Origin of the sequence: Marinobacter sp. P4B1, assembly GCF_001447135.1 — a bacterium.
Taxonomy (GTDB): domain Bacteria; phylum Pseudomonadota; class Gammaproteobacteria; order Pseudomonadales; family Oleiphilaceae; genus Marinobacter; species Marinobacter vinifirmus.
In genome coordinates this window covers 136,407-151,435 of the sequence record NZ_LLXM01000010.1, presented here as the reverse complement: position 1 = coordinate 151,435, position 15,029 = coordinate 136,407, and the positions used below count along the sequence as shown (strand labels likewise).

15 protein-coding genes and 1 other RNA gene are annotated in these 15,029 nt (G+C 59.7%); 1 reads left to right on the top strand and 15 read right to left on the bottom strand.

All coding sequences use genetic code 11. From position 1 onward, the window contains the following. Positions 1-6 precede the first annotated feature (6 nt). From AQ621_RS06810 to AQ621_RS06745, 15 genes are all read right to left on the bottom strand, one after another. Complete coding sequence (locus AQ621_RS06810; protein WP_058340810.1) at positions 7-357, bottom strand: hypothetical protein; 351 nt, start codon at positions 355-357, stop codon at positions 7-9. After that, positions 354-842, bottom strand: a complete 489-nt coding sequence (locus AQ621_RS06805) for a tetratricopeptide repeat protein (RefSeq protein ID WP_058340809.1) — start codon at positions 840-842, stop codon at positions 354-356. The genes AQ621_RS06810 and AQ621_RS06805 overlap by 4 nt, the downstream gene beginning before the upstream one ends. Further along, a complete protein-coding gene (locus AQ621_RS06800) occupies positions 835-3,633 on the bottom strand; it encodes a tetratricopeptide repeat protein (RefSeq protein ID WP_227508258.1) in 2,799 nt (932 codons plus the stop codon). Before AQ621_RS06800 ends, AQ621_RS06805 begins: the two co-directional genes overlap by 8 nt. Then, positions 3,630-5,234, bottom strand: a complete 1,605-nt coding sequence (locus AQ621_RS17710; RefSeq protein WP_201785320.1) for a hypothetical protein — start codon at positions 5,232-5,234, stop codon at positions 3,630-3,632. The genes AQ621_RS06800 and AQ621_RS17710 overlap by 4 nt, the downstream gene beginning before the upstream one ends. Positions 5,235-5,616: 382 nt before the next feature. Next, a complete protein-coding gene (locus AQ621_RS06790) occupies positions 5,617-6,795 on the bottom strand; it encodes a vWA domain-containing protein (protein ID WP_058340808.1) in 1,179 nt (392 codons plus the stop codon). A 22-nt stretch (positions 6,796-6,817) separates the two neighbouring features. Further along, positions 6,818-7,660: an AAA family ATPase gene (locus tag AQ621_RS06785; protein WP_058340807.1), complete on the bottom strand. Its 843-nt coding sequence runs from the start codon at positions 7,658-7,660 to the stop codon at positions 6,818-6,820. Positions 7,661-7,691: 31 nt separating this feature from the next. Next, positions 7,692-8,036: a hypothetical protein gene (locus AQ621_RS06780; RefSeq protein ID WP_022989039.1), complete on the bottom strand. Its 345-nt coding sequence runs from the start codon at positions 8,034-8,036 to the stop codon at positions 7,692-7,694. Beyond that, positions 8,036-8,482, bottom strand: a complete 447-nt coding sequence (locus AQ621_RS06775; protein ID WP_058340806.1) for a YcgN family cysteine cluster protein — start codon at positions 8,480-8,482, stop codon at positions 8,036-8,038. The genes AQ621_RS06780 and AQ621_RS06775 overlap by 1 nt, the downstream gene beginning before the upstream one ends. Next, positions 8,479-8,772 carry a YcgL domain-containing protein gene (locus AQ621_RS06770; protein ID WP_058340805.1) on the bottom strand — a complete coding sequence of 98 codons (294 nt, stop codon included), beginning with the start codon at positions 8,770-8,772 and terminating at the stop codon, positions 8,479-8,481. Before AQ621_RS06770 ends, AQ621_RS06775 begins: the two co-directional genes overlap by 4 nt. After that, positions 8,769-9,920: a ribonuclease D gene (locus AQ621_RS06765; RefSeq protein ID WP_058340804.1), complete on the bottom strand. Its 1,152-nt coding sequence runs from the start codon at positions 9,918-9,920 to the stop codon at positions 8,769-8,771. The genes AQ621_RS06770 and AQ621_RS06765 overlap by 4 nt, the downstream gene beginning before the upstream one ends. A 14-nt stretch (positions 9,921-9,934) precedes the next feature. Continuing rightward, on the bottom strand, positions 9,935-10,537 hold the full coding sequence (gene recR / locus AQ621_RS06760; RefSeq protein ID WP_022989043.1) for a recombination mediator RecR: 603 nt from the start codon (positions 10,535-10,537) through the stop codon (positions 9,935-9,937). A gap of 32 nt (positions 10,538-10,569) precedes the next feature. Continuing rightward, the gene (locus AQ621_RS06755) at positions 10,570-10,893 is read right to left on the bottom strand and encodes a YbaB/EbfC family nucleoid-associated protein (protein ID WP_022989044.1); all 324 of its coding nucleotides are present in this window, start codon (positions 10,891-10,893) and stop codon (positions 10,570-10,572) included. Between the two features lie 4 nt (positions 10,894-10,897). Beyond that, positions 10,898-12,772 carry a DNA polymerase III subunit gamma/tau gene (gene dnaX / locus AQ621_RS06750; protein ID WP_058340803.1) on the bottom strand — a complete coding sequence of 625 codons (1,875 nt, stop codon included), beginning with the start codon at positions 12,770-12,772 and terminating at the stop codon, positions 10,898-10,900. Between the two features lie 259 nt (positions 12,773-13,031). Beyond that, an RNA gene (gene ffs, locus AQ621_RS17265) (signal recognition particle sRNA small type) lies at positions 13,032-13,128 on the bottom strand. Between the two features lie 80 nt (positions 13,129-13,208). After that, positions 13,209-13,970, bottom strand: coding sequence for a 2OG-Fe(II) oxygenase (locus tag AQ621_RS06745; protein WP_058340802.1), 762 nt, complete (start codon positions 13,968-13,970; stop codon positions 13,209-13,211). 109 nt (positions 13,971-14,079) lie between these two features. On the opposite strand from AQ621_RS06745, the gene AQ621_RS06740 reads away from it, so the two are divergent. Next, on the top strand, positions 14,080-15,000 hold the full coding sequence (locus tag AQ621_RS06740; protein WP_058340801.1) for a D-hexose-6-phosphate mutarotase: 921 nt from the start codon (positions 14,080-14,082) through the stop codon (positions 14,998-15,000). Positions 15,001-15,029: the final 29 nt, after the last annotated feature.

Below are 15,029 nucleotides of genomic sequence, written 5' to 3'. Positions count from 1 at the left end.
GCTGTGTCACGGTTGGGTCTGGCCGGGTGCTGCGGTTAAGGGCTGCAGCACCAGCGGGTTCAGGGTCTGCCGGAACTGGCGATGGCTTTCCAGAGTCCGGGTTGAAAGTGGTTGATCCAGTTCCGGGGCTTCCCGGTTCAGTTCAGCGCGAGGCCGGCGCGGCAGGCTGGGTGCCTGCCAGGGCAAAATGTAGAGCACCCGGGGGTCATCTTCGCCGCCACTGGCGGAAATTCCGGCCACCTCAAAGCCAGGCTGCTCCGGCGATTCGGCCTCGGTTGTGTCGGCACTTTGCGCCAACGCGGCATGGGCAAAAACCAGCATCAGGGCGGTTGCGACAGCACGAACTACTGCGCTCATTGCAATCTCCTCTGAAGGTCGGCCATCCAGCCGGTGACAGCCTTGTCTTCCTCCGCGGCCAACTCGGTATAGCGCTGGTAATGGCTAAGCGCAGCGGAAAGATCGAGCAGGTAAATTTCTGAAATAACTGCCAGGTTGTAATGGAGATCAGCCACATCCGGGCTAGCCTGGATGGCGGTTTTGAGCACGCCGGCGGCTTCTTCAAACCGGTTTTGCTGCTTCAGCAGCAGGGCCAGGTTGTTGGCCGCCGCAGCGTCGGTCGGGTCCAGCGCCACGGCTTTTTGTAATGCTTCAATGGCAACCGACGTCTGGCCTTGCTGGTGCGCGAGCATGCCCTGCCGGGCCAGTTCCCGGGCCTGCTCCGGCGAACGTACAGGCTCCGGTTCCGCTTGTTTGGAGACAGGCGCATTAACGGCACACCCCGCCAGCATGGCCAGGCCCACCAGCACACCGACCGTGCGGCAGCGAATACTGAACTCAGGCATCGTCGTTACCCTCCATGTTCCAGCTCATCCATCGCAGTTCTCGCTGGTAACGGCCCGGATGCATACCTGCCAGCGCTTCCAGGCTGCGGGCGATCCACTGGTCATAGCCCTGCCTGGTAATGCGCTGATGGTTACGGGCATGCAGTTCCATGGCCCGCTCTTCCAGCGGGAAGGCTTCTTCCTCCAGCAGCATCTGGTATTGCATGGTTTCCATATCGTTCAGTTCGGCCGGCACCTCTGATGCCATCAGGTCACTGGCCAGGGTTCGGTAGAGCTCTGCCCGCCGGTACAAGACTTCGGACTGCACGTCCTCACCGGCAAAGGACTCCGCTTGCAGCAGGTAGGTTTGCGCCTGCTCCATGGCTTGCTGCTTTCTGGCGAGGGTGGTTTCGAGGGGCGCAGTCAACGCAATGGCTGCGAAACGTTCACCAGCACCGGAGCCCAGCGCCAACGCAGCATCTGCGGCCCATTGCAGGGCCTCTTCCGAGTGCCACTCACTGGCGTCTTCCCGGGCCAGCAGGATGTTCTGCTGATTGGAAACATCAACGCCAGACTCAATCAGGCGCTGACGCATGGTCTGCTGCTGCAGGTGATCCTTCGCATCGGCGGGCTCAGGCGCAACGGCCAGCCACTGCTGGTAAAGATCGTTACGTTCCGGCTCAGCACCCGCCTCGTGGTACAGCGCTGCGGCACGCAGCTTTATGGGCCAGGGCTCCGGCGTAGACCCGGCAGCGGCCATGAGTTCGCCCGCGGCTTTCACCGGCTGACCGGATTGTTGATAGGCGTAGACCAGCTTTTCACTGGTTTCAGCCGTAAGGGCATCTTCAGGAAAATCGAGGCGGAACCGGCGCAATTCATTAATGGCGGTTTGCCAGTCTGCAGCCTTCAGCAGGGTGTTGGCAGCATCGAAGCGGGCCTTGATGGCGATCTCCGAGCCAGGGAGGATGGTTTCCACTCGCTGGAAATTGGCAACGGCCAATGCCGTCTTGCCAGCGCCCGCTGCGGTTTCTGCTTGCCGGTATATTGCGGTGGCCAACTGGTTCTGGATTTTTTGCTCATCATCCCGGGCCTCGGCCACCTCAGGGGTTGCCTGCACCAGTTGCAGCGCCTGGCGCCAGGCTGCCTCCGCCTGCGAATAGTCGCCATCACCCTGCCGTACCCGGGCCGTAACCAGCCAGGCGGCGTACTGTTCCCGAGGGCTGGCTTGTGGCCAGTCCAGCGTGGCGCGGGCATACCGAAGCGCCTGCTGGCCGTCGCCGGCTTCCAGCCAGCGATTGGCGAGATCGGCACGTAAAGCGGACAGCCTGGCATCCGGCCCGAAGGCATTGGTGTAGCGTTGTTCGGCGGAACTCAGGCTGGCCAGTGCCCCGGTAACAGATTTGGAGCGGTTGCCCAGCCTGCCACGCAGAATGCTGATCGCCGCCCAGGCAGATTCCGCAGAGCGGTCATGGGAATACGTGTAGGCCGCTTTCTCGAAATTGGCCAGGGCCTGGTCGAGGCGCCCCATCTGCAATCTTGAATCGCCGGCCAGGTGCAGGATTTCGCCGGTGTTATCGGCTCGCAACGCCAGGGATTCGTAATAATCAGCCGACTGGCTCCAGCGCTTGCCGGCGTAGTGATAGTCGGCCAGGAACCGGCTGTAATCCCGCCAGTTTGCCTTCTGGTTGCCGTTCAGGGCGGTATAACGCGCATCCGAAGCGAAGCGCGTAACATAATCGGAACGTGCGACTCTGGCGGCCGCGGCATCTCCGGCCATCTGCCAGAATTCAACGCTCTGGGCCAGCATATCCGATGCTGCGGCGTTGTCCGGATAGGCTGCCGCAAAGGCTTCATTGACCGCCACCGCCTGCTGGTAGCGGCCCTCATGGGCGTGCAGATCCGCCAGCCGGTCATAGAGAATCGGAACCCAGGGCGCCGGGTTGCGCCCGGCAAGCCAGCGGTCCAGTGATCGCGCGTTATCGGAGCGGGCCGCCATCACCGCCAGGATACGGAAGCTGTCTTCGATCATGTCCCGGCTCTCGGCCGGCGGTGACTGCAGCCGTTCGGGCTCCGGCAGGTGCTGATCCAGCAACGCCATGAACGATTTCACCGCACGATCCCAGGCACCTGCCCCCTGCTTGAACTGGCTCCAGCCCATCATGTAGCGGGCTTTTGAGGCGATATCCTGTTTACCATCGCCATCCAGCAGTTGGCGATACCCCGCTTCGGCCTCCCGGTAACGACCGGCGGAAAAGTCGGCTTCAGCAACCCGGAACCGGGCTTCCGGCACCAGCGGGGATTTCGGGTACAGGCCAATCAGCTGCTCAAGCCGGTCGATGGACTGCTGGTGCTGGCCGGTCAGCGCGTGGGCTTTCGCCATCTGGTACAGGAGTTCATCCAGCCGGCCGGAGAAAGACCCCCTGGCCAGGATGTCTTCATAGCTCTCCAGCACTTCCTCGTAGATACCCGCCTCCTGTTCGGCGGAAAAACCCACCTCCTGGCCGGAGCGGTCACGGATGTTGTTCAGGCGGTTGAGGGCATCGATGCGCACTTCAGGTTCGTCAGAACTCTCGAACAACTTCTGGTAGCGGCGAGCAACTTCGGCAGGCGAAATGGCCGGTAATGGCCGGCTTTCGAATTTCAGGAACACCGGGCGCATGTCACCCAGGGTTTCGCCGTCGCGACCAAGCTCCACCCGGAAGGATTCCTGGCCCAGAGCCGGTGCCGATACCAGCGCTGCCATCAGCAAGCAGGTGCGTAACTTCAGCCGGGCGGTGGTTTTCGTTGGGGCCATCGGGGTCATTAGCGTCATTGGGGGCTCTCCCCGCTGGCTTCATAGGCCAGTTTTTCCAGTGCCAGGTATTCGTAAAGGTGCGCCACTTGTTGTTCGGTTCTGTCTATGGCGTGTTCCATGCGCCGGTCTTCGTTGGCCACAAAGGCCAGGGCCAGTTCGTCCAGTTGGCCGGACGCCTGCTGCCGGGTTTGCAAAACCTGCTGGCCAAGCGCCCGGCCAGTGGTGGCCAGTTCCCGGGCCGCTACCAGCAGATCGTTCATGCCACCGTGGTGTTCGATGACCTGCGCAAATACTTCAAGGTTGTGCCGGTTTTCCTCCAGGGTGGCCGACATCTCGTCCAGCCCGGCTACCCGGCGTACCGCGATCTGGGTGTCGGCTTTTTCCAGGAAACGAAGCAAATAGGCCATGCGTGGCTGGGTCAGGGTTCGGCTGTCCGAAAGGAACCACTCGGTCTGCGGGCCGCGGGCATCGGTTACCAGGGTTTTATAGGCGCCATCGCTTTTAATGCCACCTGCCAGCTTTGAAAGGGTTGTCCGCTCGCCTTCAAAGGCGACGTTGGCGGCCAGCCAGGACTCCCCGGCCTGGCCGGGATAACCGGCAATGTCGTAGCCCCGCCCCATGCCAATCCAGGCTTCCGCCACACCGGGAAACGCCAGGGGGAACTTCTTGGCCCGGTGCCAGCTCTGCATGGCGCCCCGGTGGTTCTCCTTGCCGGAAAGAGCGAGGCCATGCAGGTAAAGCGCTCTCGGAGCGTGGTAACTGTCGAGCGAGACCTTTTCCAGAAACCCCAACGCCTTGTCGTATTCCTCGTTATTCAGGGCCAGGTAACCGGCGCGCAGATGCAGCTGGTCGAGTAGATCACGGCTGCGTGCCGACTCGGTATCATGGGCCGCCATCGACATAGCCACCCGCAGGGCAACCAGCGCCCGGGACGGATCAAGGTCGGTCTCGGCAAAGTCAGCCGCCAGGTTCATGTAACCCACTGCGGCCAGGTAACCTTCCTTCATCCCGGCCAGAATCTGACCGGCCTTATCGAGCCTGCCCTGCTGCCGGGCCTGCTCGGCGTCCTGCAGTAATTCCTTTTGCCGGTTGGGCCGTGCAATAGCCGCATTCCCGGCTTCAGAGGGCGTCGCCCCGGCCCAGGGCTGTTTGTCCAGGCTAACCCGGGGCTCGTAATCCGGCCCGGTCGCGTCGATGCTCATCTGCAGCTGCATCGCACCCGACACTTTGCGGAACGGGTGTACCACCTCACGACGGACAAACCGCTTGTTCACCGCCCTGGCGTTGATAACGGCGGTCAGCTGATGGTTGCCATCCGCCATATAGCCAGTAAACAGGGGGTAGCTGCGGCCGGCTTCAAGGGATTCCCTCTCGGAAAGGGTAAAGAGGTGATTACCAACCGGCCGGCCATTCAGGAACAGTTCGACAGAATCCAGATCCAGTGCTTCCGGATTGGCGAGGGAGAGGGATACCGCAACGCGGGTATCGATGGTCTTGCGCAGCTGTTTCTCAAGGGTGTGCACGCTGGCAGCGTGGCGTGAGACCTCAGCCTCCAGGCCACTGATGGCATTGTCGATGGCCGCAGCACTGGCCTGGGCCATGGCTGCAATCATCAACATAACAGGAAGACCGGATATCCAAAGCCCCCTGCTCCGTGGGGGTATCCGGCACTGTTGTGATTTTTGTCTGCCGAACATGCTGATCCTGCTGTGTAACAATTCGAAAGGAAGAGTAACACCGGCTACAAACCAAGAACGGTATCCAATTCACCAAATGGCATTTTGGGTCAGACAGCAAAAGTGTCGGTTTATTTGACACATGACGGGAGCTGAGGGACTAACCAGACAGCGATTTTCCGGTTAACTTATTGATCTTGCTTCAGAAGGGAAAGGGTTGGCCCCTGACTTGCTTTAACGGAAGGGGCGGGAGCGCTGAATGGGCAACCCCCGCTTGAATATGCCGAGCTTTTGCCGATGCGTTAACCGCGCATCGGCTTTTTTTTTATTTGCTCAGCTGCTTCATGGCCGATTCCAGGCCTTCAATGGTAAGCGGGTACATGTGGTCTTCCACCAGCTGACGGGTAATCCCCAGCGACCCTCCGGTCCCCCAATAGCTCTCCGGTAACGGATTCAGCCAGACCACCTTGTTGAAGTGCTCGGTAATCCGCTGCATCCAGGTGGCACCGGCTTCTTCGTTCCAGTGCTCGATGGAGCCGCCCGGGTGGGTAATCTCGTAGGGTGCCATGGTGGCATCACCCACAAAGATCACTTTGTAGTCCGGCGTGTACTTGTGAAGGATGTCCCAGGTGCTGCTGGTTTCATTCATGCGACGAATATTGTTCTTCCACACACTCTCGTACACGAAGTTGTGAAAGTAGAAATACTCCATGTGCTTGAATTCCAGCCGCGCCGCCGAGAACAGCTCCTCGCAGACCCGGATGTGCGGGTCCATGGAACCACCCACATCGAAGAAAATCAGCACTTTAACGGCATTATGCCGCTCCGGAACCATCTTCAGGTCGAGGTAGCCGGCGTTACGGGCGGTGGAGCGGATGGTGTCATCCATATCCAGCTGATCGGCCGCCCCCTGTCGAGCAAATTTACGCAACCGGCGCAGGGCCACCTTGATGTTGCGAATGCCCAGGGTGATGCTGTCGTCCAGGTCTTTGAATTCGCGTTTTTCCCAGACCTTAACCGCCCTGCCCTGACGACCGTCTTTCTGGCCGATGCGGAAACCCTCGGGGTTGTAGCCGTTGGCGCCGAATGGCGAGGTGCCACCCGTTCCAATCCACTTGTTGCCACCGGCATGGCGTTCTTTCTGCTCTTCCATGCGTTTCTTGAAGGTTTCGATCAGCTCCTCGAGGCCGCCCAGGGATTCGATTTTCGCCTTCTCTTCCTCGGACAAATGCTTCTCGAACTCGGCCCGCAGCCAGTCGTCCGGAATCAGTGCCTCGAGCAGGTCATCCAGGTTTTCGATGCCTTCGAAATACGCCTTGAACGCCCGGTCGAACTTGTCGAAATGGCGCTCATCTTTCACCAGACACACTCGCGCAAGGTAGTAGAATTCTTCCATATCGGCAAAGGCCAGGCGCTGCTGGAGGGCTTCCAGCAGGTCCAGGAATTCCCGCAGGCTGGCCGGAACCTTGGCCCGGCGCACTTCGAGAAAAAAGTCGATCAACATAAAGCGAAACTCTTGCCAGAGATCAGTTGCGGCGGCGCGCCATGAACGCCAGCTTCTGCAGCAGGTGCACGTCTTGCTCGTTCTTAACCAGTGCACCATAAAGCGGCGGCAGTGCCGAACTGCTATCTTTTTCCTGCAGCGCCTTGGCAGACAGTTCATCGGCCATCAGCAGCTTCAGCCAGTCGATCAGCTCGGAGGTAGACGGTTTTTTCTTCAGGCCGGGCACCTTGCGCACGTCAAAGAACACTTCCAGCGCGTCCCGCACCACTTGCTGCTGCAGCCCTGGGAAATGCACGTCCACGATTTCCTGCATGGTGTCGTGGTCCGGGAAGCTGATGTAGTGGAAGAAGCAACGGCGCAGGAAAGCGTCTGGCAGTTCTTTTTCGTTGTTACTGGTGATGACCACGATGGGGCGTTTCTTCGCTTTGACGAACTCCTGGGTTTCGTAAACGAAGAACTCCATGCGGTCGAGTTCCAGCAGCAGGTCGTTCGGGAATTCGATGTCGGCCTTGTCGATTTCGTCGATCAGCAGCACCACCTGGTCGTCGGCCTCAAAGGCTTCCCACAGCTTGCCTTTGACGATGTAGTTACGAATGTCTTTGACCTTCTCATCGCCCAGCTGGGAATCCCGCAGGCGGGAGACCGCGTCGTACTCGTACAGGCCCTGCTGGGCCTTGGTGGTGGACTTGATGTGCCAGGGAATCAGGCGCATGCCCAGGGCCGCCGCCATTTCTTCCGCCAGCAGGGTTTTGCCGGTGCCGGGCTCGCCTTTGATCAGCAACGGGCGCTGAAGCGCGATCGCTGCGTTAACAGCCATCTGCAGGTCATCGGTGGCTACGTATTTTTCGGTACCGGTAAATTTCATGGGTCTGTGTCCTGTTTGGTTTCTATGAAAATTATTTGCGTACCAGGCGGTAGCGAACGAGATCCAGTATCCACACCAGCAGCATCACCAGCGATGCCACGGTGAAGTTGAATATGGCGGAACCGGCCGCGCTGATGTCACCAAGAATCAGCTCGTAGCCGGCAAACAGCCAGGCCGGGATGTACCAGCCTGCCACTTCCGGTGATTCCACGGGGGTCAGCAGCAACACAACCAGTGCTGCCAGCAGCAAGGTGCGCAGCCCGTATAGTGGCAGCAGGCGGAACAGCGCTTTCATCATGTAGAAAAACACGACAAACGCAACGGCGTAGGCCGCCCAGAAAATCCCGTATGCCAGTGAGGCGTCAGTATCGATCATTACAAAATCCAGTGAATGATATGTTCTTCCCAGTCTTGTTCGGCAACGGCGTCTTCAGAAACCACCTTGCCCCGTACTGAAACACCGGCCCTGTGCACGGAATCCGGATCGCCGCTTCGCAGCGGGTGCCAGTCCGCCAGCGGCCGGCCTTCTGCCAGGGTGCGATAAGCGCAGGTTTGCGGCATCCAGTGGTACTCTTTCACCGTGTCCGGCGTCAGCACCGTGCACGCCGGTACCTTTTTCAGGCGCTCGCTGTAAACCGTGCAGCGGCAGGTTTCCAGGTCCATATACCGGCACGCGAGGTCGGTATGGTACACCTCGCCGGTGTCTTCATCTTCCAGCTTCTGCAGGCAGCACAGGCCGCAGCCATCGCACAGGGATTCCCATTCGGCCGGCGTCATTTCATCCAGGCGCTTGCGCTGCCAGAAGGGAATCTCGGCAATCATTTTTGACGCTGCTCGATCTTGCGCTTGAAATCGACGATATAGGTTTCCTGCTCTTCCGGCATCTGAAGGAAAAAGGATTTATCGTGGATAGCTTCAAGGACTTCTTTCCCGGTCGTGCGGGCCAGTTTCTTGTCCGGTGTCAGCAGCAGGTCCATCGAATGGACCGGCTTTCCGAAGATGCTCCGCAATGCTTCCGGCAGATCGTCCCAAACCTGGCCGCGGCGTACGTAGATATAGGTGTCTATCTTCTTGCTGCTGCGAAACACCGAAACGAATTCACGGTCTGTCATGGTCTGAGAAGTTCCTCGATGTCTGTTTCTACCGGCTCCAGCAATTCGCCTCGCCAGCCTTGAAAAAATTCATTTCCGGCCAGGGTGCCGTCTTGCAACACCTTTTCGATACGCTTTCTGGGAGCCAGAAGTTCTATCGGAATATCATGATCTTCCGCCACCTTGTTAAAGCAACGCTTTACCTTTTTATAGACAGCTTGCTGGTCCCGGCTCAGGGGCCGGGGGATTGGCTCGAGCTTGGCATTATCGGCTTCCCGGCCTTCGCGGACAAGTTCCAGCAGGTGCTCGCCATAGCGTTTTACGATACCGCCGGGAACGCCCTGAATGTCGTTCAGCGTTCTCAGTGAACCCGGCAGGCGTTCGGCGATGGCAATCAGCAGGCCATCGTTCAGCACCCGGTTTCGGGGGCGGTCGACCTTCTGGCATTCCCGCTCCCGCCAGACCACCAGCAACCGCAAAACAGCCTGCTGCTCCCGGGTTAGAGTCCAGCCACCGCGCAGTTTCAGGTAATGCTGCTCCGGATCTTCCTGGCCTGCGGCTTCATCGGCAAAGCGCTGGGATTCCTCGGCCAGGGCCTGTTCCAGATTCCGCTGCTTCAGCTTTTCAATCACCCAGTTGTACAGGGGCTCCAGAAAACGGATGTCGTCTATAGCGTACCGCTGTTGCTCCGGCGACAGCGGGCGGGACACCCAGTCTGAGCGGGTAACGGATTTGTCGAGGGCTTCTCCGAACAGGGTTTCCACCAGCTTCGCGTAACCGAGCGAGAACCCGGCACCGGCCATGGCGGCGCCAATTTGCAGGTCCAGCAGCCCGGCCGGTGCCACGTTCAGCCAGTGGCGGAACAGTTCCAGGTCTTCGCTCATGGCGTACAGCAGCTTCGGGCGAGCCGGGTCTGCCAGCATAGTGCGGAACCCTGCCGAGCCTTCGGCTACGTCGGGGTCTATCAGCCAGTACTCCCCTTGCCCGCCCAGTTGCACCAGGCCGGGGATGGGGTAAAAGGTGGAGACCCGTTCAAATTCAGTATCCAGCGCCACCGGCGCGCCGGGCGCCAGCTGCTCCAGCCACTGATCAAGCTCCGCCGGGCTGCTGAGCCAGCGGACAGTCTCGGGGGCCGGGGGAACCGGTGCGGCCAATGGGCTATCTGTCATAGGAAAACCTGGAGTTATTCGGAAAGGGGTTTACGGCCCCGGAAGGCGTGTGTGAGGGTAAAACCGTCGACGTAACCCAGCTCGCCACCCACCGGAATACCGTGGGCCAGCCGGGTAATGAGGATATTCTGGCCATCCAGTCGGTCGGCAATATAGTGGGCTGTGGCTTCACCTTCCACCGTGGGGTTGGTGGCCAGGATCAGCTCGGTAACGCCTTCTTCGCGCACCCGCCGGAGCAAACGTTCAATGCCGATTTCTTCCGGGCCGACGCCATCGATGGGCGACAAGTGACCCATCAACACAAAGTAGCTGCCCCGGTAGTCACCGGCCTGCTCGATAGCCAGAAGATCTGACGGGCTCTCTACCACACACAGGGTACCGGTGCGGCGTTCGGGCTTTTCGCAGATCTGGCAGATGTCGGTATCGGAAAAGTTCTGGCAGCTGTCGCAGCGGCGCACACCGTCCATAGCCTGGCTCAGGGCGCCGGCCAGCCGGGTGCCGCCGGAACGTCCCCGTTCCAGCAGATGAAAGGCCATACGCTGGGCGGTTTTCTGGCCTACTCCGGGTAAACACCGGAGTGATTCCACCAATTCATCAACCAGGGGGCTGAATGCCATGAATACTCCTCAATTCCGATGGCAGGCTGGCGTCAGAACGGCATCTTGAAGCCGGGCGGCATGCCCATGCCAGACATCATGCCGGACATTTTGTCCTTCTGGTTGGCCTCTACCCGGCGAACGGCATCGTTCACTGCGGCTGCCAGCAGGTCTTCCAGGATTTCCTTGTCTTCGGACAGCAAGGAAGGATCGATCTCTACCTTTTTGACGTCGTGTCGACCGTTCATGGTAACTTTCACCAGCCCGGCGCCGGATTCTCCGGTCACTTCCGCCTTGGCGATTTCTTCCTGGGCCTTCTGCATCTGCTCTTGCATCTGCTGGGCCTTTTTCATCAGGTCGCCCATATTGTTCATCATCTGCTTATCTCCTGCCTGTCTCTGCGGGGCGGATGGATTCTTCTACCACCCGTCCTTCAAATCGTTCAACGATGCTATGCACCACCGGATCTTGCCGGATGGCAGCTTCTGCGGCTTTCTGCCGGGCGACCCGCTGGCGCTCTTCAAATGCCGCCGGAGTATGGGGCCCGGGAATGCCCTGCTCTATCTTTAACTGTGTGGCGTCGCCAAAGTAGGATCTCAAGGCCGCCACAATTTTTTCTTCGTGTCGCGCGTTCAGCAGCCGGGCATGGCCTTCATCCAGGGTAAGCACCACGGTTTGCCCGTCCATGGCCATGGCGCTGTAGCTGGCCAGGTTGCCGGGCATGCCGGTGATTTCCAGCTGCCGGTAGTCACGTTCCCAGACAAAGCCGTCCGGGTTAACCGATTCGGCCGATGCCACAGCTTCGGGCTCCGGATCCGGTTCGGTGACAGCCTCCGGTGTTTCGACCGGCTGCGGGCTACGGGGTTCCGGTTCGCTGACCGGCTCCTGCGCGACCGGTGGTTCCGGGGCCACTTCGTCATAATACGGGGGCTCCGGCTCATCCTCCCAGGGCGGGGTATCCATAACCGGTGGTTCCGGCATGGATTCTGCCGCAGGCTCCGGTGCGGGCGCAGGTTCCGGCTCCGGTTGCGGTGATGGCGCTACGGGCGGCGGCTCAGGTTGCGGATGTTCCGCAACCGGGGGCGATACCGGGCCAGGGTCAGGCTCCGGTTCGGCGCGGCCGGTGTTTTCCGTGTTACCGGAAGTCACTGCTGGCGGCTCACGACGGTCAGCCCCTGGCCGGAACGCGAGCATACGCAGCATGGTCATTTCAAAACCCATGCGGGCGTCTGGCGTTACCGCGAGGTCTTTGCGGCCGATCAGGGCGGTCTGGTAGAACAGTTGGGCATCTTCGGCACTCAGCTGCCTGGCCAGCGCCTGCACCTGGGCGGCATCACCCAGCGAGTTATCGGCACTGCCCGGCACCACCTGCTCCATAGTCACGCGATGGAACAGGGAAAGCAGGTCTGCCAGGATGACCCCGTAATCCGGCGCAAATTCCGAAATCCGGCTGATTTCCGCAAGCAAGCCAGGGCCGTCCCGCTCTACCAGGGTACTGACTATCCGCTCGATGTCCCGCTGGTCGATGGTACCCAGCATAGTACTGACATCGCTGGCGCTGAGGTTCTCGTTGCCGAAGGCGATGGCCTGGTCGGTCAGGCTCAGGGCATCCCGCATACTGCCGTCGGCTGCCCTGGCCAGCAGCCACAGGGCCGGCTCTTCAAAAGGAATGGTTTCTTCTGTCAGCACGTGTTTCAGGTGGCCGACAATGTGTTCCGGCGTCATCCGTTTGAGGTTGAACTGCAAACAGCGGGACAGCACGGTAACCGGCAGTTTCTGGGGGTCGGTGGTGGCCAGCAGGAACTTCACGTGCTCCGGCGGCTCTTCCAGGGTTTTCAGAAACGCGTTGAAGGACTGGTTGGTGAGCATGTGCACCTCGTCGATGAGGTACACCTTGAACCTGCCACGACTGGGTGCGTACTGAACGTTATCGGTCAGTTCGCGCATGTCATCCACGCCGGTGCGGGATGCGGCGTCGATTTCGATAAGATCGACAAACCGGCCTTCCAGGATCTCCTTACAGCTGTCACATTCGCCGCAAGGGTTCGGGGTAATGCCGGTTTCACAGTTAAGGCACCGGGCCAGCAGGCGGCCAATGGTGGTTTTACCAACACCCCGGGTACCGGTGAACAGATACGCATGGTGCAGGCGCTGGTGTTCCAGTGCGTGAACAAGTGCCTGCAGCACGTGTTCCTGCCCAACCATGTCTTCAAACGTACGGGGGCGCCATTTCCGGGCTAAAACCTGATAGCTCATGTTCCGTCAACTGCTGTGAAAAATGCGCTTAACTCTAGCATGGACCCGGTTTCAGAAGAAGGATGACGTGGCTATGAATCCATGCCGGCCGTGCGCTCCAGGGCGTGAACCAGAGTTGGCAGCATGCCAAAAACACTATAGACAGGGATAAGTGCCAACAGGGCCACATGGCGCCCAACTGTGAGGCACATCACAAAGCGATATCGGAAAACAGAGAAAATCGGAAAGAAAGAACAACGAGGGGAAAATCTGGGGGTGACCCCACCAGCAATCCCCCGGCACACACATCCACCGCTTCGGCTGCTCCCTTCCGGGCCTGACCGGGTTCACGGTTTCATGTTGCGGAGGCACCAATGGGGCCACCATAACGGCGTTTCGGGACATTTCCCCGAAAGCGGCGCGAATAGTATCAGAAGGGTTTCAGGACTACAACGGCCTATAGCGGTAATGGCACTTCATCCTGCCGGAACCAGCAGGCAATGCTGTAACGGGTGCGCCTTGCCGGCAGAACCTCATGGGGTACCTGCTCGCTCAGGAACAGCACCGCCCTGCCTGCTTCCGGACGCACCTGCCCGACCATCTGCCCGGAATCGGCCGCTGCGAACACCCGCAGTTCTCCGCCATCTTCCAGCCCCCAATCCTCGTTCAGGTACAACACCAGGCTGACCACCCGGGAGGCACGGCCACGAAAGCTGTCCAGGTGGCGCTTATAGAAATCGCCGGAGTGATAGGTCGCGTAATGGGCCTCAAACCGCTTAAGCCCCAGATACAGGCGCCGGTTCAGCCCCTCCCTTATCTGTTCGAAGCACTCGAACAACATTCGTTGCGGCTCACTGTAACCATCCAGCCAGGCAATCTTATCGCGGCGCACACTGCGGTCTTTCACCAGGTCCGTGCCCCGGCCGATGCCGGCGCGGCTCATGACCTCGGTTTTATCCAGGATGCCCACTTCGTTGCGTAACGCCGCCAGCAAACCAGCCGGCAACCGGGGGGTAAGGTCCAGCTCCATCCAGGCCGATTCACTCAAACGATCCGCCAGCTCATCCAGCCAGAAGTCATCAATCGTTGGCTGAACATCTGCCCCGGTAACGGTGCTTATCAGTTCGTCACCGGCAACCTGTTCAAGCTGATCGGCAGCACGTTCCAGCACAGGATCCGGAAACGGAATGATAATGGCCTGGTCGGTGTCTGAATGCATGGAGGGGCCTCACGGAATTTTCCGGCTATTGTAGGGTCAAACTCGCCGGCAAGCCGTATTTAATTTACTCTGCGGATAAGAAGATACACTTAAGGAAAAACCACCCGCCATGCCTGAAAGCAGCCACACTCCGCCGGCATCCGTCACCCCGGGCCAATGGTCGTTCACCCGCTGGAAGACCATTGGCCAGCTGGAAGCCCTGGAGGTTCATCATCCGGTGTTCAGCGCTACGGTGTTTCTGCAGGGCGCGCACCTCACCCACTTTGCCGTAAACGACGACACCAACTGGCTGTGGCTGAGTGATACCGCCCGATTTGAACCAGGCCGTGCCATACGCGGCGGCATTCCTGTGTGCTGGCCCTGGTTTGGCGACCCGGCCCGCAACCCGCCGGAGATCCGCAAACGGGTGCATACCCCCTCAGCCCATGGCTTCGCCCGCACTGCCCTCTGGCGGCTGGAAGATGTCCGGGAAAGTGCCCACGAAGTGGAAATCAGCCTGTCCCTGAATGCTAATGACGACTTCGCAGACCAATGGGATGGCCACGCTCTCGCGCTGATCACCTTCAGCTTTTCAGTCCGCGGCTGCCAGATTGCCCTGACCACCACCAATCTATCCAAAGACCCGCTGTCCCTGAGCCAGGCCCTGCACACCTATCTGCCAACCTCGGACATCAGCCGCACCCGGCTGCTGGGGCTGGGCCACAGCCAATATATGGATACCCTGAAAGACTGGGACTACTTTGAACAGGAAGGCCCGGTTTATTTTGACGGTGAAACCGATCGCATCTACGAATCGGCAGAGCCACTGACCCTGGTCACCCCCGCGGGAAAACGCAAACTGACATCTGTTGGCAGTGATTCCACGGTAGTGTGGAACCCCGGCCCCGAGAAAGCCTTAAGACTTTCTGACTTTCCTGGCACTGGCTGGCAAAAAATGGTGTGTGTCGAAACGGCCAATGCAGCTACCGACTACCGGGTATTAAATGAGGGCCAAAGCCACACGCTTGGCGTTGTAATTGGTCGCGGCTGACGGCCAGAAGTAATCGTCAACACAGGGAG

Coding starts and splice junctions, on each gene's coding strand:
- AQ621_RS06780 (WP_022989039.1), bottom strand. CDS start 8,036: ATGATCGATACTGACGCCTCACTGGCATACGGGATTTTCTGGGCGGCC.
- AQ621_RS06805 (WP_058340809.1), bottom strand. CDS start 842: ATGCCTGAGTTCAGTATTCGCTGCCGCACGGTCGGTGTGCTGGTGGGC.
- AQ621_RS06785 (WP_058340807.1), bottom strand. CDS start 7,660: ATGAAATTTACCGGTACCGAAAAATACGTAGCCACCGATGACCTGCAG.
- AQ621_RS06790 (WP_058340808.1), bottom strand. CDS start 6,795: ATGTTGATCGACTTTTTTCTCGAAGTGCGCCGGGCCAAGGTTCCGGCC.
- AQ621_RS06765 (WP_058340804.1), bottom strand. CDS start 9,920: ATGACAGATAGCCCATTGGCCGCACCGGTTCCCCCGGCCCCCGAGACT.
- AQ621_RS06740 (WP_058340801.1), top strand. CDS start 14,080: ATGCCTGAAAGCAGCCACACTCCGCCGGCATCCGTCACCCCGGGCCAA.
- AQ621_RS06770 (WP_058340805.1), bottom strand. CDS start 8,772: ATGACAGACCGTGAATTCGTTTCGGTGTTTCGCAGCAGCAAGAAGATA.
- AQ621_RS06775 (WP_058340806.1), bottom strand. CDS start 8,482: ATGATTGCCGAGATTCCCTTCTGGCAGCGCAAGCGCCTGGATGAAATG.
- AQ621_RS06755 (WP_022989044.1), bottom strand. CDS start 10,893: ATGATGAACAATATGGGCGACCTGATGAAAAAGGCCCAGCAGATGCAA.
- dnaX (WP_058340803.1), bottom strand. CDS start 12,772: ATGAGCTATCAGGTTTTAGCCCGGAAATGGCGCCCCCGTACGTTTGAA.
- recR (WP_022989043.1), bottom strand. CDS start 10,537: ATGGCATTCAGCCCCCTGGTTGATGAATTGGTGGAATCACTCCGGTGT.
- AQ621_RS06800 (WP_227508258.1), bottom strand. CDS start 3,633: ATGACGCTAATGACCCCGATGGCCCCAACGAAAACCACCGCCCGGCTG.
- AQ621_RS06810 (WP_058340810.1), bottom strand. CDS start 357: ATGAGCGCAGTAGTTCGTGCTGTCGCAACCGCCCTGATGCTGGTTTTT.
- AQ621_RS17710 (WP_201785320.1), bottom strand. CDS start 5,234: ATGTTGATGATTGCAGCCATGGCCCAGGCCAGTGCTGCGGCCATCGAC.
- AQ621_RS06745 (WP_058340802.1), bottom strand. CDS start 13,970: ATGCATTCAGACACCGACCAGGCCATTATCATTCCGTTTCCGGATCCT.